Origin of the sequence: Spirillospora sp. NPDC049024 (assembly GCF_040649235.1) — a bacterium.
Classification (GTDB): domain Bacteria; phylum Actinomycetota; class Actinomycetes; order Streptosporangiales; family Streptosporangiaceae; genus Spirillospora.
In genome coordinates, this window is record NZ_JBEZFD010000014.1 from 209287 (window position 1) to 229711 (window position 20425).

Sequence of the window (20425 nt, forward strand, 5' to 3'; positions counted from 1 at the left end):
GAGCGGCGGCACCGGACGGACGGCTTTGATCATCACATGGTCCGAGGCAGAGGTAGGGAGACGGCAGCCTCTACAGTGCTGAGATGGACGTGAGCGCGATGCTTGAGCAGTACGCCTATCCGGAGACGACACCGTGGCTACGGGCGAACATGATCGCGTCGCTGGACGGGGGGATCCAGTACCAAGGGAGCACCAGCGCACTCGGGTACGCGGGGGACTGGGCCCTCATGCAGCAGCTCAGGACGTTGGCTGACGTTGTGATCATGGGGGCCACGACCGTCCGGGAGTACGGGACGTACCCGGCGCACGCGTCGAAGCTTGCGGTTGTGTCGCGGAGTCTGCGGCTTGACTTCGACGGGCCGTTGTTCACCGAGGCGCCCACGCCGCCGGTCGTCATTACGTGCGGCGCGGCACCGGCCGAGCGTCTGCGCGAAGCCGAGAAGCACGCCGAGGTCATGGTGTGCGGTACTGACTCCACAGACATGGGCGTGGCGTTGCAGCAGCTGGCCGACAAGGGTTACAAACGCCAACTCTGCGAGGGAGGCCCGGTCGTCCTCGCTCAGATTGCGGCCGCGGGTTGGATGCATGAGCTGTGTCTGACGCTGAGTCCGGTCATCACCGCAGGTGATGCGGCCCGCGTTCTCGACGGGCCGGTCATCGACATGCAGCGCATGGAGCTGTGCCACGCGATCCAGGACGAGAACTACCTCTACCTGCGGTATCGCATGGCCCAGGGCTAGACGACGTTGTGGCGCACGTAGGCGGGTGGACGCCAGCCGAGGATGCTCTCGACCATGTTCACCGCTTGCCTTGCCTCTGTGACGTCGTGAACCCGCACGATGCGTGCGCCGTTCAGGATGGAGACGACGAGGGTTGCAATGGTGCCCTCGATGCGGTCTTGCTGGTCTCGTTTCAGGGTCTCGCCGATGAAGTCCTTGTTTGAGACCGCGACGAGCAGTGGGTAGCCGATCTGTGCGATCTCTGGGAGGCGGCGAGTCAGTTCGAGTGAGTGATAGGTGTTCTTGTTCAGGTCGTGACCGGGGTCGATGATGATCCGGTCCGCTGGAACGCCGCGCTTCTCGGCCAGGGCGATCCGCTGGCGAAGGAACTCGGCGACCTCGGTGACCACGTCGTCGTACTGCGGACGAGGGTAAGGGGTTCGAGGGTCGGCCAGGCTGTGCGTGATGATGAGAGCCGCGCCGGCCTCTGCGACCACATCGGCGAGGGCAGGGTCGTGGAGGCCGCTTGTGTTGTTCAGGACGTCGGCACCAGCGGCGAAGGCAGCGCGAGCAACCTCCGGCCGATAGGTCTCTACGGAGATCACGGCGTCCGTGCGGGAACGGGCGCCCTCGATGACAGGCACCACGCGGTCGATCTCTTCTTCGACACTCACCGGAGGGCCCGGAGCGAACGGCACACCGCCGATGTCTAGCCAGTCAGCTTCGTGGACGAGCGCGTTCTCAACTGCGATCAGAGCCTTATCCAAGGCAAAGGTGCGGCCCTGGTCGTGGAACGAATCGGGAGTGCGATTGATTATCGCCATTACGGCAACTTGTCGAGAAAAATCAAAAGTACGTTGCCCGATCGTCCGTTCAGGGCAAATAATCTGGGGATAGTAGATAGTGTTCGCTTCGCTCACGTTAACCACCTAAGTTGAACTCGATGCCAGCATATCAAGGGGGTGGGCGGCTACCTCTCTGCGCGCACCCGCCGCCGCCCCACGGTGGTTACGAGCCGTAGGAGGCCGAAGAAGACCAAAGCCCCGACGACCACCAAGCTCATGGAGAGCGCCCGCTCCTGGAAACCATGCGCTTTGATCACAACCGCCCCGGATCCGGCGATGAAGCCGACGAGAGCGACGAAGAGCCCGAGTATCTCCACCATCTTGAGCAGGCCGGACGACACCATCTCCTGCGCCACGTCGATTCGTTGGGCCAGCCTCAGCGATGCTTCGTTGAGTCGCTGTTCAAGCTCGGTCGAGGCTGCCGCGATCTTCTCTTCCACCTGGTCGGTGATAGTGGCCGCTACAGCCTGAGTGTTGCGCTCAATCTGGTTCTGTAGGTCACGGGCCAGAGTTATAGCTCGCCGTTCTTGTGCAAACTGCTCATGAACTAGGATGTCGCCAGGGCCAAGGGCGTCTATTGCCCGGTCTATCTCATAGAGGCCGTCATCGAACTGGCCAAGTTTTCGATATGCCATCGCCCGCCGGTAATAGATGATCTCATTTTCTTGGCCGCGCGCCATCATCTCATCGGAGAGGCGCAACAGCATCTGCGCCTGCTCTGGCAGATGATCGGCGAATCCGATGGCTGTCAGGCATACATGGTTGCTCTTGTCGTCTGCGTCGGGAGCGTCGACAGCACGACGGAACATGTTCAGCCCGTTCGAGGACCGGGAACCGAGTGCGGCGAAGGCCGCGAGGCTCCGTACGAGGGCGTCATCATCGAACTCGGTCAGCCAGTCGACACAGCGTCGATGCAACTGCGCGAACTTGAAGTCGAAGCGCAGCCGCTGGCCATCGATGTAGACCAGGCAGAGTCGCGCGGTGCGAGTGTTGCTCGTCCCCAGCACGCGCGTCCGGTCGGCCTCGTCCAGGTAGCCCTGGCCGTTCTTTCGCGCCAGCCACGCGAGGTCGGTAGCCGCCCGCCGTAGCTGGGGCACGGGGAGCCGGAACTCTTCGACCAGGGCGACGAACTCGTCCACCCAGGACGACGGAGGGCCGGCGGTGGCCGCCGCCAGGTGATCGACAAGGATGGACGCCTTCTCTATGTCTGACGCCGTCCTCATTCGTTCCGCGAGCTGGTCACGCTCCGGGCTCTGCCGTTGAGGCGGGACGCCGTCACTCATGAGACCCCTTGCCGTCCATATCGACTTGACCCAGCCCAGCAGTCTAGGCCGCCGCCACGTGGGGAGGGCTTCCAAGCCGACGGACTTTCGGCGGCAGACTCTTCCCCGGGCGGCCACGGCCTCACTGGCCGGTGCCCCAGGCAGGGCCGTCAATCGAGAGGAGGAGCGCATCATCAGAGGTCAGAGGGGAAGGTAAGGCCGCATGATCGCTGGCAGCAGTCCCGAGCCCGACGAGGCGACCGTGAAAGCCGTGGGCAAGCTGAGCGAGGCACTGGAGAGCGTTGAGCGCGCCAGAGGCCATCTCTACTCATGGCATCAACTCACCGGCAAGGCGGACTTCGAGTTGGGCGACGCGGCCAAGTTGCTCGCGAAGGCCGGGCACCAGGACCTTGCCGATGAGCTGTCGCGCGAACTCGTGGGCCGCAACGTCCTCCCAGACCGCTGGAGCTTCCAGGCGATCGAAGAGTACGAAGACACCTACTATGAGCCGCTCAAGCTGTATGAATCGCGCGTACGAGAGGCGTTGACTGCTGGCAGCCGGCACCTCTACGAGGCTCAACTCAAGGAGGAGCGGCGTACTCACGGACATCCGTACCACACGGCCGCACCAGGTACGCGCAGCAGCCCCCCAGAGAAGGTGACCAAGAGGGACCAGTAGAGCGCGACCTCGTATCACCTAGATTCGCAGGTGAGGAGGATCGCCCGTGGAGCGTAGTGCCCCGAAGTACAGTCCTGACGGCGTGGTGTGGGTCGTGATGACCCACCTTGCCGACGAGGGCATCAAGGATGAGTTCACCGTGCCCGACGTCGACCCGGTCAAGGCGCGTGAGGCCGCCGCGGAGTTGCTCCGAGCGCTGGGGGTGACCCCGGCTGACTCTCCGGACGCATGGTGACGCGGTCGGCCTCTCGGCGGGTCCGAGTCGTCTCGGCCACCGTCAACGAGGCTTGCCGGGTGCCAGCAGTACAGCAGCGAAGTACCGCAACAGAGGCTCACACAGGCTTACGTGACCACACGTTGGCACACGGTCTACCTGCGTGAACATGCGGCGACCATGGGTGCGCCAGTGGTTCGCATCGAGGGGGTCAGGGGTTCAAATCCCCTCAGCTCCACCGAGACATCTAAGGTCAGAGGCCGGTTCAGGAGAAATCCAGACCGGCCTCTAATCATTTGGCGCCCCATCGCCACCAATACCGAGCAACACCGGCACGACCCGGCGCTCCAACGTCAGCCCCAGCCCACAACGACGCACTCACAATGCCGTGCCGCGGGCCGCGCCCGACGAGAAGGCGATTGTCAGGCAGGCGTCCTACCGCAGTCACGCGGCGGACGCTTCCGTGTCGGCCCCGGGTGGAGGAGATCGTGATCGATGGTGGAGGCGCTCACCGCTGACGACCCTGGAGCCGTTGCTGCGCGACGTGGCCGACGACAGGCTCCCCCATGTGATCATCGCCCCGCTGGATCTCAAATGGCTCTATCACCCGTATGACGGCGGAGCCGACGTCATCGCCCCGACCGTCCACGACCGCGACGTCTTGAAGACCTGCCATGCAGACTGGCTGCCGGCGCATCCGGCCGGACTGTGAGAGCGTGCGTATCGCCAGCATGACCCCGCCTCAACCTCTGACCTCCTCGCCTGCGAACGGGATGGCTTGACGGCCCAGATGGCCTTTCCGGCGGGACCGCTGGGGCGTTCTGACTCCGGCCGATCGGTTTGGTGGCGGCATGGGCGACGTCGGCAACGACGCCCTGGCCGCGCCGACTGGCTTGTCAGGCTTGGCCTCAGTCTGCTCCTGAGCCACGCGCTGCCGACGGCGAGTCTTTGCCTGGTGGGTCTCCGGCGGACTGCGTCCGTCGTTCACGGCGATGGCCGATGCCTTTCGGGCCGGTCGCGGGTCTTCATTGGTGAGGGGCCCCCTTGGGGGCTTGCAGGAGGAGACGGCGGGGTGAGCCGGACGATGGTTCAGGTCACGAGCGGAAGAATTGGTGCGCGGGGGGAGGAGGTGCGGAGGACGGATCAGGACGAGTTCGCCGCGCTCGCGGAGCCATTTCGCCGCGAGCTTCTGGCCCACTGCTACCGCATGACGGGCTCCGCTGACGACGCCGCGGATCTGGTGCAGGAGACCTATTTGCGCGCTTGGCGGGCCTACGACGGGTTCGAGGGCCGGTCGTCTTTGCGCGCCTGGATGTACAAGATCGCAACCAATGTGTGCCTCAGAGCCCGCGAGCGACGCGGCCGCCGCCCTCTGCCGTCGGGACTGGGCCCTGCGAGCGAGGACCCCCACATCGCGCCGGTGGAGAGAGCCGACGTCATGTGGCTCGAGCCCCTTCCGGACGCGGCGGTGACGGCGGGGCCGGCCGATCCCGCCGCCATCGTGACCGCACGGGAGACGCTCAGGCTGGCCCTCGTCGCGGGCCTGCAGCATCTGCCGCCGCGGCAGCGAGCGGTGTTCATCCTGACGGAGGCGTTGGACTTCCCCGCCGCGGACGTGGCCGCCATGCTGGGCACCTCGGTGGCGGCTGTGAAGAGCCTGCTTCAGCGTGCTCGCTCCGGCATGGCCCATGTGACAGCGCAGGAAGGCGTCGCTGAGCCGACCGAGCCGGAAGCGCGCGCTCTGCTCGATCAATACATGGCGGCCTTCGAGAACGGCGACCTGACCGCTCTCGAGCAGGCGCTGCGGAAGGACGCCGCCCTGGAGATGACCGGCTACAGCACATGGTTCTCCGGTCTGGAGACCTGTCTGCGTTATATCGGGGACGTCATGGGCCCGCCCGGTACCTGGCGCATGCTTCCCACGAGCGCGAACGGGCAACCCGCCGCCGCCGCCTATCTGCGAGCTGACGACGGGACCTACGCCGCGTTCGGCATCGCAGTGCTCACGGTCGCCTCTGACGGCATAGAACGCATCACGCTTTTCGGTGAACCCGCACTGCTGCCGAAGTTCGGCTTCCCGCCGGTATTCCCCTGCAACTGAGCGTGGACTTTGCCCGGCCTGGATATTTTCAGCGGTGACATCACGCTCCTTTCTCGCCAGAAGTGACGACTCGACCGGCACCCCCACCTGCTCACACGATCAAGTGGGGGCCGGAACACGGCGGTTGTGACGGTCGCGACACCTACAAACCGCAGGCGCGTGCGGGAAGGATGACGAGGGACTCCAGCCAGCCGCTCGGGGCCGGGCAACGGAACACGGGAGTGTGCGCTAGGAGGCCCGGCCCGCGTCCTTCCCGACGGTGTAGTTCAGTACGACGACGCCGGACTCACGGGAGTGCGTACCGACCAAGGTCAGCGGCGTCTTGGGGTTCCCGTGGACTGCTCCCGGCCGGCCGACGACGACGGGGTGTACCGCGAAGCGGAGCCGATCGAGGAGGCCGTGCTCGAGGAGGGTGTGCGAGAGCTGTCCGTGGCCGAAGACGACCAGGTCACCGCCGCCCTCCTCTTTCAGCTTCCGCACCTCGGCGACCACGTCGCCCCGCACGATCACGGAGTTGTTCCAGTCCGCTCGTTCGAGCTTCGAGGAGAACACGTACTTTCGGATCCCGTTGATCGCGTCGGCGAAGTCTCCGGTCTGCCCCGGCCACCGCCAGGACAGGTCCTCGTAGATGCCGCGCCCCATGAGCATGGCGTCGCATCCCTGCAGGAGCTCGTAGGCCTCCTTGAGGAACTGGTCGTCGAAGTAGTCCAGAGCCCAGGATCCGGGGTCGTCCACGACCCCGTCGAGGCTCATCAGCGTCGACTCGACGATTTTGCGCATATGTCGTCCTTTCCAATTGTGCGAAACCGATGGTGGTGCGGCCCGGGTGTCAGTTCTGCTGACTGACGGGTTCGGGAGGCCACACGTGGATCCGGTCGGCGGTGATGCGCACCGCCACTCGCTCGGCCTCGGGTTCGGGCGGCGGTGCCGCGCCGTCCATGTAGCGGTCGTACATCTCGTGAAGGAGCGCCTTGTCGGGGTCGTCGGTGATCGTCACCGTTCCGCGGATCTCCACGTAGCCGGACGCGTGCGCCAGCACGAGCAGGCTTACGCGGGGATCGCGCTCCATGTTGCGGGTCTTCTGCCGCCCCCTGATCGTGCTGAAGACGACCGTGTCGCCCTCGCGCTTGACGAAGATCACCGAGGACTGCGGCCGGCCGTCGGGGTTCGTGGTCGCCAGGATCGCGGCATGCGGCCCGTCGAGCAGTTCACGGGCGGTGGCGGGCAGGTTGACGGTCAAGGGTCTTCTCCGCTGGCGAGTGGTTGATGCGGGGCGGGGCGGGTCGCCCCGCCTCTGCCGCCCCGACCGACTCGGATGAGTCGGATCAGCAATGAAGATCCAGCAGAGGGGCCAGAGGAATCGCAAGGTGGAAAACGCGCCCCAGGCAGCTGTGCCCAGAGTCCGCGCCCTTCAAGGACCGCGCGGTTCGGTCGGCGCGCTGGAGGTCTCCGTCCAGGTACAGTGCGCTTCTGGTGGTCCTTCCGACGTTGCAGGAGAAGGCAGGCTGCTTATGAAGAGCAGGAGCCCCCAGGAGAAGAAGCGGCTCAGTTACTCAAAGGACCGCCGCAACGCTTACGCGGAGAACGACAAGAGTTCCAGGAACGCTGTTCGGTTGAACAAGCGGTTTCCCAATCGTGCCAACCGGCATCGCCTTCGTCAGCTTCTCCAGGAGGCCGCTGGCCGGCCCGACATGGGGAAGGCGGTTGAGGTCGAGGAGCGTCTGGTGCGTCGGCGTCCGAAAGCATGGCGCAAGGAGCCCGGTCTGCCGTTGGGGGATTGGGTCGAGAGCAGATTGCAGCGGCGTCTCCGGCTGGAGGACGACGGACGGGCCGATGAGCGACGTCTTGCCCGAGTTCGGCGGCGTGGTCGGCGGGCCAAACTCCGTACTCTCCCCAAGGCACGTGTCGCGACCGAGGGCACCGTCGAGAGGCGTTGGTAGCGCGCGTTGCTCCTGGCAATGCTCGGCTCCATGGCGCCGAGGAAAATCAGGTGTCCGCTTGGAGGCGTCGTGTCAGAGTGGCGCCGTGGCTGGTCCTGAGATGAGCGAGTCCGAGTATCTGCGAGAGATCGAGGCTCGTAGTCGCGCCGTGGTCAACGAGGCTTTCGCCGAGGGATGGGTTGCCTACGACGCGGAAGTCGAGGAGACGAATCCACTTCGCAGGGCCGTAAACGAGCTGGCTCGGACGCTTCACAGCTACCACTACCAGGGGGACGGCTGTCTGGATGAGGAGGCCGACCGGCCGCAAATGCGCTTGGCCGGAGTCATCGTGCTCCGGCCGGCGGCCATGCCGTTCGGGATGGACGACGACTACGAGACGGCATGTCAGCGGCTCAACGTGGACCCTCGTCCCGAGGGGTGGGCGATCTGGAACACCTGGAGTGAGCAGGGGTTGCCGGTAGCACTTGTCATGACCGACATCGACGGGACGGAAGGGCTGCTCATCAACTGGGCGAAAGGAATCGCCACCTACCCGGTCACCCCCGTTCCGAGCCAGATCGCTCAAGTGATCCAGTACTGGATAGCGCCGATGACGGTCTCGCCCAGAGTGCGAAAGTATCTGGGCGTAGATGGTCTGCTCCTGGGGGCCGAGTCGGTGCGAGACCTCCAGGCACTGGCCGGTGACACCCAACGCGATTCGGATGACTGACAAGAGCTGTACAGCCGTGTGTGAGGCGCGTCGGCCGCTCCTGGTTGATTGTGACTGGGGTTGGATTTGCGGGCTTCGAGTGGCGAGGCCGGGGCCAGCGATCGCTTCTAGAGGGCTGGTATGGGGAGGTTGCTGAAGCGAGCGAAATCGGTGCCCTGGGGTGAGCTTGGAGATTCCTCGGGGTCGGCGGCCGGAGTTCCGTCGCTGTTGGCGAAGGTCGCGTGGGGCGGTCCGGCTGAGTCGGTCATGGCCTTGGACGACCTGCGCTTCCGACTGTGCCGGGATGGCATCGCGGTCGAGGAGGCGACCGCTGCGGCCGTTCCGCTGTTGTGGGAGTTGGCGCAGGCGCCGCAGGTGGCATGCCGGTCCGAGATCCTGCGGTTTCTGCACGAGATTTGGTGTAGTCGCGCCTGGAGCCGGGCCGCAGCGGACTCGCCAGGCTCGCCGGATCATGTGCTGAAGGCGGGTTGGGAACGTTCGGCTCATCGGGCTGTCGGTGCTGGAGTTCTCGCTGCGCGTCGGTTGGTGCTGGATCCCGATATCGAGGTGGGCAGGGTGGCGCAGCGGCTTCTTGCCGCTCTCGGCGAGGGCTGAGGAGAGCGAGGCGAGGGCCGATGGCTGCCGTTGTTTCGCTGACCTGTACCCAGACAGATCAGGTCGAGTGGGGGGCGGTCCAGCTTGTGAGGAGGCTTAGGGCCTCGGCGGTGGGGGAGGCGGGTTCGACGTTGTAGACGCACAGGGTCTGCTCGGTGTCGCCGGGGACTTGGAAGGACTCGTAGGCGAACTCCAGGTCGCCTATGACGGGGTGGCGGTAGCGCTTGGTGCCGTGGGTTCGGCGCAGGACGCGGTGGTCGTTCCACCAGGTGGAGAACTCGGGTGATTTGACGGTGAGTTCGCCGATCAGGTCGGCGAGCTGCCTGTCGTGGGGGTGGCGGCCCGCTTCGAGGCGGAGGACGGCGACGGTCTCGGCGGCGATGCGTTCCCAGTCGCCGACCTGCTCGCGGGCGGCGGGGTCGAGGAGGTAGTAGCGGGCGAGGTTGCGCTGCGGGACGGGCAGGGCGTCGAAATCGGTGAGGACCTCGCGAGCGAGCCGGTTGGCGGCCAGTACGTCGGTGCGGCGGCCGAGGATGAAGGCGGGGACGTGCTCCAGGGTTTGGAGCATGAGGTGCAGGCCGGGACGGACCCGCTGCGGAGGCGCGGGGGTGCGGCGGGCGGGGGCGGGCCTGGCCAGCAGGTCGCGCAGGTGCTCGCATTCGGCGGGGTCCATGCGCAGGGCCCGGCACAAGGCGTCCACGACCTCGGCGGAAGGGTTGGTGGCGCGGCCCTGTTCCAGGCGGGTGTAGTACTCGGTGCTGACGCCGGCGAGCCGGGCGACCTCGTCGCGGCGCAGTCCGGGCACCCGCCGTACCCGCCCGTCGGAGGGCAGACCGGTCTCGTCCGGGTTGATCCGTGCGCGGCGGGTGCGCAGAAAGTCCGCGAGCTCCCTGTTGGCGGCCATACCCCCAGTGTGTGCCGGGACTGCTCGTAGGTGCACGCCGAGGGTGGTCCTGCCGGTACCTGTTCTGCCGGTGCCTGCCCTAGCAAGGTCGTCTTAGGCGATTTCAGGCGGTGTTCTGGCTGATGTCCTGATGGTGACGGTCGGTGACCGCCGACCGGGAACGTCGCCTGAAAGGTTGGACCATGACTCAGACCTCCGCCACCCCGCTGTCGGGCCGCGTCGCAGTGATCAGCGGTGCGTCCAGCGGTATCGGCGAGGCCACCGCCGAGCAGCTCGCCGCCCAGGGCGCGACCGTCGTGCTGCTGGCCCGCCGCGAGGACCGGCTCGCCGATCTCGTCGCGCGGATCGAGAAGGACGGCGGCTCCGCCGTGGCGATCGGCGTGGACGTGACCGACGCCGCCGCGGTCCAGGCCGCCGCCGACCGGGTCGCCGCCGAGCTGGGCGGCGCGGACCTGCTGTTCAACAACGCCGGGGTGATGCTTCCGGCGCCGGTCGAGGAGCTGGCCGCCGACCAGTGGAAGCACCAGATCGACCTGAACGTCACCGGCCTGATGAACACGATCGGCGCGTTCGTCCCGCAGCTGGTCGCGGCCGGAACCGAGCGCGGCGTCGCCGACCTGATCAACACCTCGTCGATCGCCGCGCAGAACATCTTCCCCAACTTCGCGGTGTACTCGGCCACCAAGGCGTACGTCACCCACCTGTCGCGGCACCTGCGCGTCGAACTCGGCGCCAAGAACGTGCGGGTGGCGGCGATCGAGCCCGGGATCGTCGGCACCGAACTGCAGAGCCACGTCACCGACCCCGGCGCCCAGGAGTGGCTTGAGGGCTCCAAGGAGACGATGGAGTGGCTCACCCCGCAGGACGTCGCCGCCGCCATCGGCTTCCTGGCCGCGCTGCCGCCGCGCGTCAACCTCCAGCAGGTCACCATCATGCCCACCGGCCAGCCCTCCTGACCCCCGGCACGGCCCGGGCTCCGCATGGCGGCGGGGCCCGGGCTCGCCGCGTCGCGCGCGACTTGTGGAGCCGGATCGGCTCTGTTCGCGAACGGGTTGGCCGGGCCGGTACGGCTGTGATCGCCTAGCCTCCGGCCCAGGTCCGGCTCTGACGGGATGATTCGGCCCTCACCTGATGAGCGGCGGCCTCCAGCACCGGCCGTGAACCCGGACCGTGCCGTCGGCCAAGGAGAGGTGACCCCGGTGCCCGCAACGGGCCCTGACGAAGGGACACCGCTCTATGGCCGCAGCGCCGCCAGGCTCGAAGGCCGCGTTCTCGACCGACGTCGACGACGCGAGCCTCATCGAGCGGTCGCGGAGAGAACCCGAACTCTTCGCAGCGATCTTCGATCGCCACGCCGACCGGCTGCGCGGGTACGCCGCGCGCCGCCTCGGCCCCGACGCCGCCGACGACGTCGTCGCCGACACGTTCCTGATCGCTTTCCGCCGCCGGGACCGCTACGACCTCTCGCGTAGGGACGCGGCGCCGTGGCTGTACGGCATCGCCACCAACCTGATCGGCGAGCGGCGGCGGGCCGAGGTGCGGATGTACCGCGCGTACGCCCGCTCCGGCGCCGACCCCCTCGCCGCCGAGGGCCACGCGCAGCGGGTGGCCGACGCCGTCTCCGCGCAGGCGGAGGGCTCGCGGCTGGCCGCCGCCCTCGCGTCGCTGAAGAAGCGCGACCGCGACGCGCTGCTCCTCTACACCTGGGGCGACCTCTCGTACGAAGAGGTCGCCCGCGCCCTGGACGTGCCGGTCGGCACGGTGCGCTCCCGTCTCAACCGCGCCCGGCGAAGCCTGCGCGCGGCCCTCGGCACCCCGACGACGAGTGAGGACTGACCATGGACGAACTGAACGCGCTGCGGCACATGCGGGCCTCCCTGGCCGAGCCCGAGCCGGTACGGGTCGCCGCCGTCCGGTCGCGGGTGACCACGGGATTCGGCGAGCGGGGACGCCGCGTCCGGCTGCCGCGCACCGGCGTCCGGCTCGTGGCCGTCGGCGCCCTGGCCGTCACGGCCGCGGCCGGGATCACCGTCGCCCAGAACCTGGGAGGCGCGGACGAGGACGGCCATCGCCGGCCCGGCATCCCGGGCCTGCCCGCCGGGCCCGTCGCGTCCGCCGCCGAGCTGACCCACCGGGCCTCGCTCAAGGCGGCGGCCGAACCCGCCTGGAACCCGCGCCCCGACCAGTGGACCTACGTCAAGGAGATGCTCGCGACGTCCTCCGCGGGCACCGCCGGCTCCCTGGCGGGACGACCCGACAAGCGCACCACCGTCGAACGCTGGATCCGGGTGGACGGCATGCGCCGCGCGACCATGGAGAACGGCGGACGGCTCGAGAACACTCCGACCACGCCGATGGACCGCTCGGCCGTGCCGCGCTCCGACTACACCTACCTCCGGTCGCTGCCCACCGACCCGAAGGCGCTGCTGGCGCTCGTCTACCAGCAGTCGGGGCAGACGCCCCTCGGGCGTGACGCCGGGGCGTTCACCACGATCCAGGACCTGATGAGCCGCAGCGTCCTGCCGCCGAAGCTGCGCGCGGCGCTGTACGGGGCGCTCGCCGCGATCCCCGGCGTCCGGTTCGCCAGGGACGTGACCGACGCGGCCGGACGCCACGGCGTCGCCCTCTACCGGATCGACGAGGGCTACCTGCGCACCGACGTCATCATCGATCCGACCACCTTCGCCTACCTCGGGCACCGCGCCATCGCCGTCAAGGACCACAGGTCGACCGGCGGCGACGGCACCGCGCGGTTCACGAAGGGCCAGAAGCTCGGCTGGTCCGCCCAGCTGGGCACCGCCATCGTCGACCGGCCCGGAGCCCGGGGATGAGGAGGCCCCTGGCCGTCACCAGGCCCCGCGTCGCCGACTCCGTCACATAGCCGGAGCCCGCCGGGTTCGGGCCGTTCGCAGATGCGGACGGCCCGAACCGCTGTGCACGGCCGGGACGGTGTGATCAGCGGTCGGCCGGCGCTTCTGCCGGGCGCCGACCTGGCCGTCCGCGACCGCCTGCCTGGCTGAGACCGTCAAGTGAGCCAGTTCAGGATGCGGGCGTTGATCTCCCGAGGCTGCTCAAGGTGCAGGAAGTGGCCCACGCCTTCGATGATCTCCATCTTCGACCCCTGCGGCAGCCCCTGGTCGGCGCCCCGCACGAGGTCGGCCGCCAGCGCGCCGTCGGCCGCGCCGTGCAGGTAGAGGATCGCGCGCTCCCCCTTGCGGCCGGCCGCGGCCTGCTCCTCGGCATAGGCCGGGACATGGTGTGACATGTCCAGCAGCGCGCGGTAGTAGCCGATCGCGGCCGCGACGTTGGCCGGCTCGCTCAGGCACTGGACGACGTGCGCCACGTCCTCGGCCGCGGCGTACCCGGGGGACCAGTCGCGCCACAGGCCCTCGATGAAGTCCGGGGTGAGCGCCAGCTCGGCGAGAGGGGTCTGGAACAGGAAGATGTAGAAGGACCGCTTGAACTGCTCGTAGCCGAAGAACGCGTTCAGCATGGCGGACACGGGCGGGACCGCCAGGGTGACGACCGTCCTCCAGCGGTCCGGTGCGTGGGCGGCGGCCGAGTACGCGGCGATCGCGCCCCAGTCGTGGCCGATCAGTACCGCGTCCGAGCCGCCGCCGAGCGCCTCGTGCAGCGCGTTCGCGTCCGCCGCGAGCGCCCCGCTCTGATAGGCCCCGTCCGACGGCACCTCGGTCGGCGCGTAGCCGCGCATGAACGGGGCGACCGCGTGATAGCCCGCCGCGGCGAGTTCGGGGAGCAGATACCGCCAGGAGTAGGCCGAATCGGGGAAGCCGTGCAGGCACAGGGCGAGCGGGCCGTCGTCCGGCCCGGCTGACAGGTAGCCGAAATCCAGACCGTTGGCTTTGATCGTGCGTATCGGCTGAGTCATGTCGATCTCCGTCATGTCGCTCATGAGGCGCTCCGCACGGGCTTGCCTTCGAAGCGGGTCATGTCCGCGCCCTCGTCGTAGGCGGCGAACCAGGTCTCGGCCCAGGCGGGCAGGGGCTCGTCGGCTGGCCGGTGGTGCGGGGTCTGCGACAGCAGAAGCCGCAGGAGGGCCACCAGGAGCTGACGGCCGGGCACTGCTTGGAAGGCGGTCGGACGGTCCGACGCGCGCCTTCGGGGTCCGATGAGGGGGAGGTGCACCGCGGCCTCCCGCACCCAGGCCTGCCTGGAGTTGATGCGGCGGAGATCGGTTCGCAGGTCCTCGGGCGGTACGTGGCGGTGGAAGCCTTCGATGACCTCGCCGTAGAGCCGGGTCAGGTGCCCGAAGACCCGCGGGGCCGTCAGGGTGCGGTACCAGGGGTCGTCGATCAGCCCGTGGTAGATGATCAGGGCTGAGCTGCGGTGCTCGATCTCTTCGACCAGATGCCACAGCAGCAGGGAGGCGACCCTCGCGTCGCCCGGGCTGAAGAGCGTCGAGCGGTTGTCGAGCATCATCTTGAACAGCGGAGTGAACGTGGCCTCGATGGCGGCGATGTAGGCGATGCCGAACTCGGGAGACTCCCGCTCCCGCAGCCGGTCGTAGTCGGCGATCGCGTCGTCCAGGACGTCCTGCAGACCGGGGTACTGCCGGATGAGCGCGTTGACGTGGAGCCGGTGTGCGCGCGAGTGCTGCCCCTCCTGCCGCAGGAAGGCCTCGGCCTCCTCGACGATCCCGGGGTCGCTCAGCCTCGGGAGGACCTGCCGGGTGACGCCGAGGATGTACCGCTCGAAGGCGATGGCCAGCACGCTGAGCGCGTTGACCAGCAGCCCGAAGTCGGGGTTGGCGGGGTTCCACTGGAAGGGCACGGACTCGTCGAACTCGAATGGGATCTTGCGGATCTGCAGGTCGGTCACGGTCGCGTTCTCCTTGTGACATCCCGCGGGCGTTCGCCATGGCGGCGGCCGAGCCAGGGCGAACGCCGAGGGCGGCGGACGGCTCGTCGGCTCGGCACGGCTCCATGCTGACATTCTCTGCTCAACTGTCAAGGGTGAGAACGTTCAGACCATACATGTCACCTAAGGCGTGGTGATTGGGGTGATGTCAGCTACGTGGACAGTCCGCTTGATAGTGTCGAGCCCGTGAACAGTTCCGCACCGGCCAACTTCCACGCGCGAGTGCGCCACCAGCTGCATCACGACGCCCTGGACGCCGCGTACCGGCTCCTGGTCGACCGGGGCTGGGCGGCGGTCACCATGACCGCGATCGCCGCCGAAGTGGGCGTCAGCCGCCAGACCCTCTACAAGGAGTTCTCCTCCAAGGACGAGATCGGCCAGGCCCTGCTGAACCGCGAGGCCGCACGGTTCCTCGACGGCGTCGCCGACCGGCTCGCCACGCACGACGACCCCGTCGCCGCGATCGAAGCCGCCGTCCGCTACGGACTCACCGAGGGATCGGCCAACCCGCTGCTGCGCGCCGTGCTGGCCGGCGTCCACGGCGGCGACACCCTGCTCGGCCTGCTCACCGCCAACTCCCAGCCTCTGATCACCCTCGCCGGGCAGGTGCTGCAGGAGCACATCACCGCCCGCGCACCCCATCTGGACGAGGAGGACGTCACCGCCACCGCCGACGCCCTCGTCCGCCTCACCGCCAGCCACCTGCTCCAACCCCTCGACCCCACCGAGACGACCGTCGCCCGCCTGACCCGCCTCGCCCGCCGCAACCTCGTCCCGCGCAGCGGCCCCGACCAACCCTGATCCCACCCCCATCCGGTGCTCGGCCCTCATTGGGGCCGAGCCGGTGAGCGCTGCTTCGCGGGTCGCTCGCGGTGCGGAACCGGCCGGTTCCGGCGGCTCAGGAGCGGGACGAGTACGGCGGGCCGAGGCGAGCAGCGCCACGACGAACGTGACGCCGGCGGTGAGGGGCAGGCCGACCACCTGGCTGGGCCGTCCATCGCCGGGATCAACGCGAAGGTCGACGCCCAGGCCGTGGGCCGCGGTCCACAACAGGACCGCGGCCAGGACAGCGCCGCCCACCGCGTAGGCGTAGAGGCGGAGGTCCTGACCGGCCGGGCGGGTGGGGGTGGTCGTCATCTGGGCTCCTTCAGGGGATGAGGATGGTCTTGCCGCTGGTGCGGCCGGCTTCGGCGTCGCGGTGCACGGCCGGCAGATCGGTGAGGGGCCGGGCCGCCGTGACGTCCACCCGCACCACGCCCGCGTCGATGAGGGAGACGAGTTCCGCGAGCTGGCCGGGGTCGTTGCGGGCGACGAAGTGGGCGCTGGTCACACCGCTTCCGGCCGGGGGCGTGACCGGGACGGTGATCGAGACGAGCGAACCGCCGGGGCGGACGGCCCGGCACAGCGCGCCGGCGGCCGCGGGCGGTACCGGGACGAGGTTGAGCACCAGATCCACCGGGCGGTCCAGCGCCTGGTGCGGCGGGGTCCGGGTGTGGTCGATGATCTGCGCGGCGCCGAGACCGCGGACCCGGTCGGCGCTGCGCGGACCGGCGGTGGCGATGACGTGCGCGCCGGCATGGCGGGCCAGTTGGACGGCGAACATGCCCACGCCGCCGCCCGCGCCGTTGACGAGGATCCGGGTGCCCGGTCCGACGCGAGCGTGCTCGAAGAGCGCCTGCCAGGCGGTCAGGCCGGCGACCGGGACCGCTGCGGCATGGGCGAGGGGGAGCGCGGAGGGGGCGCGTACCAGCCGGTGGGCGGAAGCGGTGAAGTACTCGGCCGCGGCGCCGCCTGCGTCGAGACGGCCGACGACATGGTCGCCGACCGCGAGGCGATCGACGCCGTCTCCCGCTTGGACGACGGTCCCGGCGGCCTCCGAGCCGAGGGTGAAGGGCAGGTCCAGCGGGACGGCGTCCCGCATGTAACCGGCCCGGAAGCCGACGTCCGACGGATTGAACCCGGCGGCGGCGACCCGTACCAGGACCTCGCCCGGTCCGGGGGTCGGGCGGCGCACCCGGTCAAGGCGGATCGCCTCGGGGCCGCCGAAGCCGTGGACACGTGCCGCCCTCATCGTCGCGGCGGCGTCCTCGTCGCGCCGGCGGGACGGACGTTCTGTCGTCATGGGGGGTCCCATCTCAAAAGGCGCACCGGGCATGGCCCGGCGCTTGCTGATCTTCGAGTGGTTCGACCGTACGGCCGCGATGTGAGACGACCAATGCGTGTAAATCTCGAATTAATACGAGATCGTCTTCTGTGAAGGAGTCATCGCTAGGGTTGCGGTGATGGACGTCCTGAGCGATGTGATCGCCGTGATGCGCACCGGCGAGCCGCGGTCGGCCCTGGTCGAATGGCGGGCGCCGTGGGGGCAGCGGTTCCGGGCGGTGCCGGGCGCGGCGGGGTTCCAGATCGTCCTGCGCGGCCCCTGCTGGCTCATTCCCGAAGAGGGCGAGCCTTTCCCGCTCGCCGTCGGCGACGTGGTGTTCCTTCCCCACGCGGGTCGGCACGGCCTGGCCGACGCTCCGTCCACGCCGCTGGCCGAACACGTCTGCGACCCGCGGGAAGGCCCCAGGTTCGAACGCCGGTACGCCGCGCCGCCGGTCGGCCGGGCATCCGCCGGTGCTTCGACCACGGTGACGTTGTGCGGGGCCTACGAGCTCGACGCCGCTCGCGTCCACCCGCTGCTGGCCGACCTGCCTCCGCTGCTGCACCTGCCCGCTCGGCTCGGACGCCATCCCCGGCTGCGCGCCGCGGTCGATCTGCTCGGCGCCGAGCTGGAGGAACCCCAGCAGGGGACGGGTGCCCTGGTGCCCGCGCTGCTGGACACGCTGCTGCTCTACATCCTGCGGGCCTGGTTCGCGGACCAACCGGCGGACGGTGGGGCCACCGGGTGGGCGGCGGCGCTCGCCGACCCGTCCGTCAGCGCCGCGTTGGAGGCGATCCACGACAATCCGGCACGGCCCTGGACCGTCGCGAGCCTGGGCGCGCACGCGGGACTGTCGCGGGCCGCCTTCTCCCGCCGTTTCACGGCGCTGGTGGGGCGGCCGCCGCTCGCGTACCTGACCTGGTGGCGGTTGACGACCGCGATGCGGCTGCTACGCGACTCCGACGCTCCGCTGAGCGCCGTGGCGGAGCAGGTCGGGTACGCCTCGGAGTTCTCCTTCGCCAACGCGTTCAAGCGCGAGTTCGGTGTCTCCCCCGGGCGCCACCGGCACGACAGCCGCACTCCTGTCCGGCCGGACCGGACGGAGGACGCTGAGCCCTCATCCGGCCGCGAGGCGTTTCGGGGCTGAGAGCCGCCAGGCCTCGGTGACCAGCTCTCTCATCTCCTCGGGGTCGACGCTGGCCAGCTTGACCTCCACCCATGCGAAGCGCCCACTGGCCCAGGACGGGGAGAAGGTGCCGGGGTCGTCGGCGACGAGGGCGGCCTGTTCCTCCCGGGTGGCCTTGAGCATGACGAAGCCCTCGTCCTCGTTGAGATAGCAGAACCCCTTGTCGCGGACCCGGAAGCCGGTGAGGTTCGAGAACGCCTCGCGTTCGGTGACCTCCGGCAGGTCGAGCACCATGTGCAGGAACTCCTCAGGACGCATGCCCGAAGGTGTACCAGCCGGGTCGGACGCTTCACCGCCGTCGATACCACCGCGGTCACCGGTCCTGCCCGGCCGATGGGAGGACCGCCCCCGCCGAGAGCGTCTCACTCGGCGGGGGCGCTGGCAGTGGCGGCTGCTCGGGGCCCGTGCTTTCAGTGCGTGGGCCTGGTGTGCGGTTCGATGGACTGGCCGTGGTGGAAGACGTTGAGGGGGTCCCAGCGGGCCTTGATGCGCTGCAGGCGGTCGTAGGCGTCCTTGTAGTACAGCTGCGACCAGGGCTGTCCGGACTTGTTCCAGTTGCCGTCGGACAGGTCGACGTCCGGGTAGTTGATGTAGCAGCCGTCGCTTCGGCCGCCGGTCTCCGGGACGCCGCCGGTCTCGGCGAAGGTGGCGCGGTAGGTCTCGCGGATCCATTTCAGATGCCGCGCCTCGGCCTCGTGGTCGGGGAGCGAGTCGCTGGGCCGGTTCCAGTACACCTGGTACTGCATTTTCAGGATCGAGTCGCGTTGCCGGGTGGCGGTGTCGCGGGGCGGACGGTTGACCGCCGAGCCGTAGGAGTCGATCTGGATGACCGCCGCCTTGTTGTCGTAGTCCTTGAAGTGGGTGTTGCCGAGGTAGTCCCACATGGTGCCGATCTGGTCGTCCGTGAGGGGGTTGCGCAGGTAGGCCGACTTGTACTTGCCGCAGCGGTTCTCCCCGGAGCCGTTCAGGGCCTGCGTGGCGGTCAGCCACGGCATCATGCGGGGGTGCCATGCGTTGGGGATGGCGGCGTGCTCGGCGACCGACTCCCACATCGGCCTCGAGTCCGGCACGGCGCGGCTGTCGACCCGGCGCAGGAAGTCCTGCATCGCGGCGACACCCGCGTCCTTGGTGTCGCTGGGATCGTCCGTGGCGGTGTCGACCTGGGCGACCAGGCCGATCTCGCCGTTGGCGCGGTGGTTGAGGGTCAGGAGCGCGAACAGCCGTCCGGCCGCGGTGCCGGGGTCCTGGTGGCGGGCGAAGTAGTCGCAGTAGTTGGCGACCAGTGGAACGAAGTCCTTCTTCTCCTTGAAGCCGGACCACGGCCAGGCGCGGGCGGTGATGAGGACCTTGCGGGGCGGGGTGGGCAGGTCCCGGAACCAGAACCGGGTGACGACGCCGAAGTTGCCGCCGCCCCCGCCCGTGTGCGCCCACCACAGGTCCCGCACGTCGGGGTCGGGGTCGTCGCGGGTGGCGACCACCAGGTCCACGGTCCGGTCGCGGTTGACCACGGCGACCTCGACGGCGTAGAGGTAGTCCACCGTCAGGCCGGCCTGGCGCGACAGCAGCCCGTAGCCGCCGCCGGTGATGTGTCCGCCGAGCCCGACCGAGTAGCACGATCCGGCGGGCAGGGCGCGGCCCGACAGCGGGAACAGGTGGCTGTAGACGTGCCAGTTGGTGGCGCCGGCCTCGACGGCCCAGGCCTCCAGGCGCGGGTCGTAGGCGATGCCGCACATCGGGCTGAGGTCCAGGATCACCCGGACGTCGTCGCCGCACACGAAGTTCTCGTAGCAGTGGCCGCCGGAACGGACGGTGACGCGCGTGCGCTTCGTGTCGGCGGGCTTCTGGTTGACCGCCTCCCGCAGCGCGGTCACCACGCCGTCCGAGGAGGTGACCAGCCGCACGTACTCCGGGTGGGCGATCCACCGCTGGTTGAAGCCGCGGCTCAGCGTGGGGTACCGGCCGTCGTCGGGGCCGATGGTGATGGCGGGGCGCTTCTCGGGTTCGAACGGCGGGGGCTTGGGGGGCATGCACTGACCTCCGGGGGGACTCGAGCCGGTGACCCGGCCGGGCGGAAGGAGGCGGTCGATCCGGGACGCGGGGGACGCCCGGATACGTCCGTTCCCTCCACTAGTAGTTGACCCAGAGTGCTGCTGTGAACGCTCTGCGTAGTAGATCGTTGGAAGATCTCTAAGCCGACCCGGGTGCGCCGGTGCTGCCATGCGGGACGTGAAATTCTGCTCCGGCGGACGAC

Annotated in this window: 22 protein-coding genes and 1 pseudogene; 12 read left to right on the top strand and 11 right to left on the bottom strand. The window is 68.9% G+C overall.

Going from position 1 to position 20425, the window contains the following annotated elements:
- Positions 1-83: 83 nt before the first annotated feature.
- Positions 84-740: a dihydrofolate reductase family protein gene (locus AB0C21_RS26075; RefSeq protein ID WP_500207596.1), complete on the top strand. Its 657-nt coding sequence runs from the start codon at positions 84-86 to the stop codon at positions 738-740.
- Here AB0C21_RS26075 and folP read toward each other — a convergent pair.
- Positions 737-1639, bottom strand: coding sequence for a dihydropteroate synthase (gene folP / locus AB0C21_RS26080; protein ID WP_500207597.1), 903 nt, complete (start codon positions 1637-1639; stop codon positions 737-739). The two genes, AB0C21_RS26075 and folP, sit on opposite strands and share 4 nt — an antisense overlap.
- A gap of 50 nt (positions 1640-1689) precedes the next feature.
- On the bottom strand, positions 1690-2847 hold the full coding sequence (locus AB0C21_RS26085; RefSeq protein ID WP_500207598.1) for a hypothetical protein: 1158 nt from the start codon (positions 2845-2847) through the stop codon (positions 1690-1692).
- 202 nt (positions 2848-3049) lie between these two features.
- Here AB0C21_RS26085 and AB0C21_RS26090 point away from each other — a divergent pair, with 202 nt between their 5' ends.
- The 4 genes from AB0C21_RS26090 to AB0C21_RS26105 all read left to right on the top strand — a co-directional run bounded on the left by AB0C21_RS26090 (position 3050) and on the right by AB0C21_RS26105 (position 5820).
- A complete protein-coding gene (locus AB0C21_RS26090) occupies positions 3050-3505 on the top strand; it encodes a hypothetical protein (RefSeq protein ID WP_500207600.1) in 456 nt (151 codons plus the stop codon).
- 46 nt (positions 3506-3551) lie between these two features.
- Positions 3552-3740 carry a hypothetical protein gene (locus AB0C21_RS26095; protein WP_500207602.1) on the top strand — a complete coding sequence of 63 codons (189 nt, stop codon included), beginning with the start codon at positions 3552-3554 and terminating at the stop codon, positions 3738-3740.
- 442 nt (positions 3741-4182) lie between these two features.
- Positions 4183-4431 (top strand): DUF3885 domain-containing protein, encoded by a 249-nt coding sequence (locus tag AB0C21_RS26100; RefSeq protein ID WP_500207706.1) that lies wholly within the window; start codon positions 4183-4185, stop codon positions 4429-4431.
- 360 nt (positions 4432-4791) lie between these two features.
- Positions 4792-5820, top strand: a complete 1029-nt coding sequence (locus AB0C21_RS26105) for a sigma-70 family RNA polymerase sigma factor (protein ID WP_500207604.1) — start codon at positions 4792-4794, stop codon at positions 5818-5820.
- A 228-nt stretch (positions 5821-6048) separates the two neighbouring features.
- Here AB0C21_RS26105 and AB0C21_RS26110 read toward each other — a convergent pair whose 3' ends face one another.
- Positions 6049-6600, bottom strand: a complete 552-nt coding sequence (locus AB0C21_RS26110; RefSeq protein ID WP_500207605.1) for a dihydrofolate reductase family protein — start codon at positions 6598-6600, stop codon at positions 6049-6051.
- Positions 6601-6649: 49 nt separating this feature from the next.
- Positions 6650-7060, bottom strand: coding sequence for a PPOX class F420-dependent oxidoreductase (locus AB0C21_RS26115; protein WP_500207607.1), 411 nt, complete (start codon positions 7058-7060; stop codon positions 6650-6652).
- Positions 7061-7860: 800 nt separating this feature from the next.
- Between AB0C21_RS26115 and AB0C21_RS26120 the strand changes: the two genes are divergently transcribed.
- Positions 7861-8469, top strand: coding sequence for a hypothetical protein (locus AB0C21_RS26120; protein ID WP_500207609.1), 609 nt, complete (start codon positions 7861-7863; stop codon positions 8467-8469).
- 246 nt (positions 8470-8715) lie between these two features.
- Positions 8716-9063: a hypothetical protein gene (locus tag AB0C21_RS26125; RefSeq protein ID WP_500207611.1), complete on the top strand. Its 348-nt coding sequence runs from the start codon at positions 8716-8718 to the stop codon at positions 9061-9063.
- A gap of 58 nt (positions 9064-9121) precedes the next feature.
- Here the strand turns inward: AB0C21_RS26125 and AB0C21_RS26130 are convergent, their stop codons facing one another.
- A complete protein-coding gene (locus AB0C21_RS26130) occupies positions 9122-9967 on the bottom strand; it encodes a helix-turn-helix transcriptional regulator (protein ID WP_500207613.1) in 846 nt (281 codons plus the stop codon).
- Positions 9968-10149: 182 nt separating this feature from the next.
- On the opposite strand from AB0C21_RS26130, the gene AB0C21_RS26135 reads away from it, so the two are divergent.
- From AB0C21_RS26135 to AB0C21_RS26145, 3 genes are all read left to right on the top strand, one after another.
- The gene (locus AB0C21_RS26135) at positions 10150-10923 is read left to right on the top strand and encodes an SDR family oxidoreductase (RefSeq protein WP_500207615.1); all 774 of its coding nucleotides are present in this window, start codon (positions 10150-10152) and stop codon (positions 10921-10923) included.
- A 280-nt stretch (positions 10924-11203) separates the two neighbouring features.
- Positions 11204-11803 carry an RNA polymerase sigma factor gene (locus AB0C21_RS26140; protein WP_500207617.1) on the top strand — a complete coding sequence of 200 codons (600 nt, stop codon included), beginning with the start codon at positions 11204-11206 and terminating at the stop codon, positions 11801-11803.
- Between the two features lie 2 nt (positions 11804-11805).
- Positions 11806-12798, top strand: a complete 993-nt coding sequence (locus AB0C21_RS26145) for a CU044_5270 family protein (RefSeq protein WP_500207618.1) — start codon at positions 11806-11808, stop codon at positions 12796-12798.
- 194 nt (positions 12799-12992) lie between these two features.
- On the opposite strand, the gene AB0C21_RS26150 is transcribed toward AB0C21_RS26145, so the two are convergent.
- Both AB0C21_RS26150 and AB0C21_RS26155 read right to left on the bottom strand, forming a co-directional pair.
- Positions 12993-13880, bottom strand: coding sequence for an alpha/beta fold hydrolase (locus AB0C21_RS26150; RefSeq protein ID WP_500207619.1), 888 nt, complete (start codon positions 13878-13880; stop codon positions 12993-12995).
- Positions 13877-14806, bottom strand: coding sequence for a metal-dependent hydrolase (locus tag AB0C21_RS26155; protein ID WP_500207621.1), 930 nt, complete (start codon positions 14804-14806; stop codon positions 13877-13879). Before AB0C21_RS26155 ends, AB0C21_RS26150 begins: the two co-directional genes overlap by 4 nt.
- Before the next feature lie 225 nt (positions 14807-15031).
- On the opposite strand from AB0C21_RS26155, the gene AB0C21_RS26160 reads away from it, so the two are divergent.
- Positions 15032-15646 (top strand): TetR/AcrR family transcriptional regulator, encoded by a 615-nt coding sequence (locus tag AB0C21_RS26160; RefSeq protein WP_500207623.1) that lies wholly within the window; start codon positions 15032-15034, stop codon positions 15644-15646.
- Between the two features lie 135 nt (positions 15647-15781).
- Here AB0C21_RS26160 and AB0C21_RS26165 read toward each other — a convergent pair.
- Both AB0C21_RS26165 and AB0C21_RS26170 read right to left on the bottom strand, forming a co-directional pair.
- Positions 15782-15982 (bottom strand): annotated as a pseudogene (locus AB0C21_RS26165) (DUF6069 family protein); the annotation flags it as partial.
- Positions 15983-15992: 10 nt separating this feature from the next.
- Complete coding sequence (locus AB0C21_RS26170; RefSeq protein ID WP_500207625.1) at positions 15993-16967, bottom strand: NADP-dependent oxidoreductase; 975 nt, start codon at positions 16965-16967, stop codon at positions 15993-15995.
- A gap of 160 nt (positions 16968-17127) precedes the next feature.
- Between AB0C21_RS26170 and AB0C21_RS26175 the strand changes: the two genes are divergently transcribed.
- Positions 17128-18135, top strand: coding sequence for an AraC family transcriptional regulator (locus tag AB0C21_RS26175; RefSeq protein ID WP_500207626.1), 1008 nt, complete (start codon positions 17128-17130; stop codon positions 18133-18135).
- Here AB0C21_RS26175 and AB0C21_RS26180 read toward each other — a convergent pair.
- Positions 18106-18432: an MmcQ/YjbR family DNA-binding protein gene (locus AB0C21_RS26180; protein ID WP_500207628.1), complete on the bottom strand. Its 327-nt coding sequence runs from the start codon at positions 18430-18432 to the stop codon at positions 18106-18108. The genes AB0C21_RS26175 and AB0C21_RS26180 overlap by 30 nt on opposite strands.
- A 152-nt stretch (positions 18433-18584) precedes the next feature.
- Positions 18585-20201 carry an FAD-binding oxidoreductase gene (locus AB0C21_RS26185; RefSeq protein ID WP_500207630.1) on the bottom strand — a complete coding sequence of 539 codons (1617 nt, stop codon included), beginning with the start codon at positions 20199-20201 and terminating at the stop codon, positions 18585-18587.
- Positions 20202-20425 lie beyond the last annotated feature (224 nt).

Coding starts and splice junctions, on each gene's coding strand:
- AB0C21_RS26075 (WP_500207596.1), top strand. CDS start 84: ATGGACGTGAGCGCGATGCTTGAGCAGTACGCCTATCCGGAGACGACA.
- AB0C21_RS26085 (WP_500207598.1), bottom strand. CDS start 2,847: ATGAGTGACGGCGTCCCGCCTCAACGGCAGAGCCCGGAGCGTGACCAG.
- AB0C21_RS26090 (WP_500207600.1), top strand. CDS start 3,050: ATGATCGCTGGCAGCAGTCCCGAGCCCGACGAGGCGACCGTGAAAGCC.
- AB0C21_RS26110 (WP_500207605.1), bottom strand. CDS start 6,600: ATGCGCAAAATCGTCGAGTCGACGCTGATGAGCCTCGACGGGGTCGTG.
- AB0C21_RS26120 (WP_500207609.1), top strand. CDS start 7,861: ATGAGCGAGTCCGAGTATCTGCGAGAGATCGAGGCTCGTAGTCGCGCC.
- AB0C21_RS26125 (WP_500207611.1), top strand. CDS start 8,716: ATGGCCTTGGACGACCTGCGCTTCCGACTGTGCCGGGATGGCATCGCG.
- AB0C21_RS26130 (WP_500207613.1), bottom strand. CDS start 9,967: ATGGCCGCCAACAGGGAGCTCGCGGACTTTCTGCGCACCCGCCGCGCA.
- AB0C21_RS26135 (WP_500207615.1), top strand. CDS start 10,150: ATGACTCAGACCTCCGCCACCCCGCTGTCGGGCCGCGTCGCAGTGATC.
- AB0C21_RS26140 (WP_500207617.1), top strand. CDS start 11,204: ATGGCCGCAGCGCCGCCAGGCTCGAAGGCCGCGTTCTCGACCGACGTC.
- AB0C21_RS26145 (WP_500207618.1), top strand. CDS start 11,806: ATGGACGAACTGAACGCGCTGCGGCACATGCGGGCCTCCCTGGCCGAG.
- AB0C21_RS26150 (WP_500207619.1), bottom strand. CDS start 13,880: ATGAGCGACATGACGGAGATCGACATGACTCAGCCGATACGCACGATC.
- AB0C21_RS26170 (WP_500207625.1), bottom strand. CDS start 16,967: ATGACGACAGAACGTCCGTCCCGCCGGCGCGACGAGGACGCCGCCGCG.
- AB0C21_RS26175 (WP_500207626.1), top strand. CDS start 17,128: ATGGACGTCCTGAGCGATGTGATCGCCGTGATGCGCACCGGCGAGCCG.
- AB0C21_RS26180 (WP_500207628.1), bottom strand. CDS start 18,432: ATGCGTCCTGAGGAGTTCCTGCACATGGTGCTCGACCTGCCGGAGGTC.
- AB0C21_RS26185 (WP_500207630.1), bottom strand. CDS start 20,201: ATGCCCCCCAAGCCCCCGCCGTTCGAACCCGAGAAGCGCCCCGCCATC.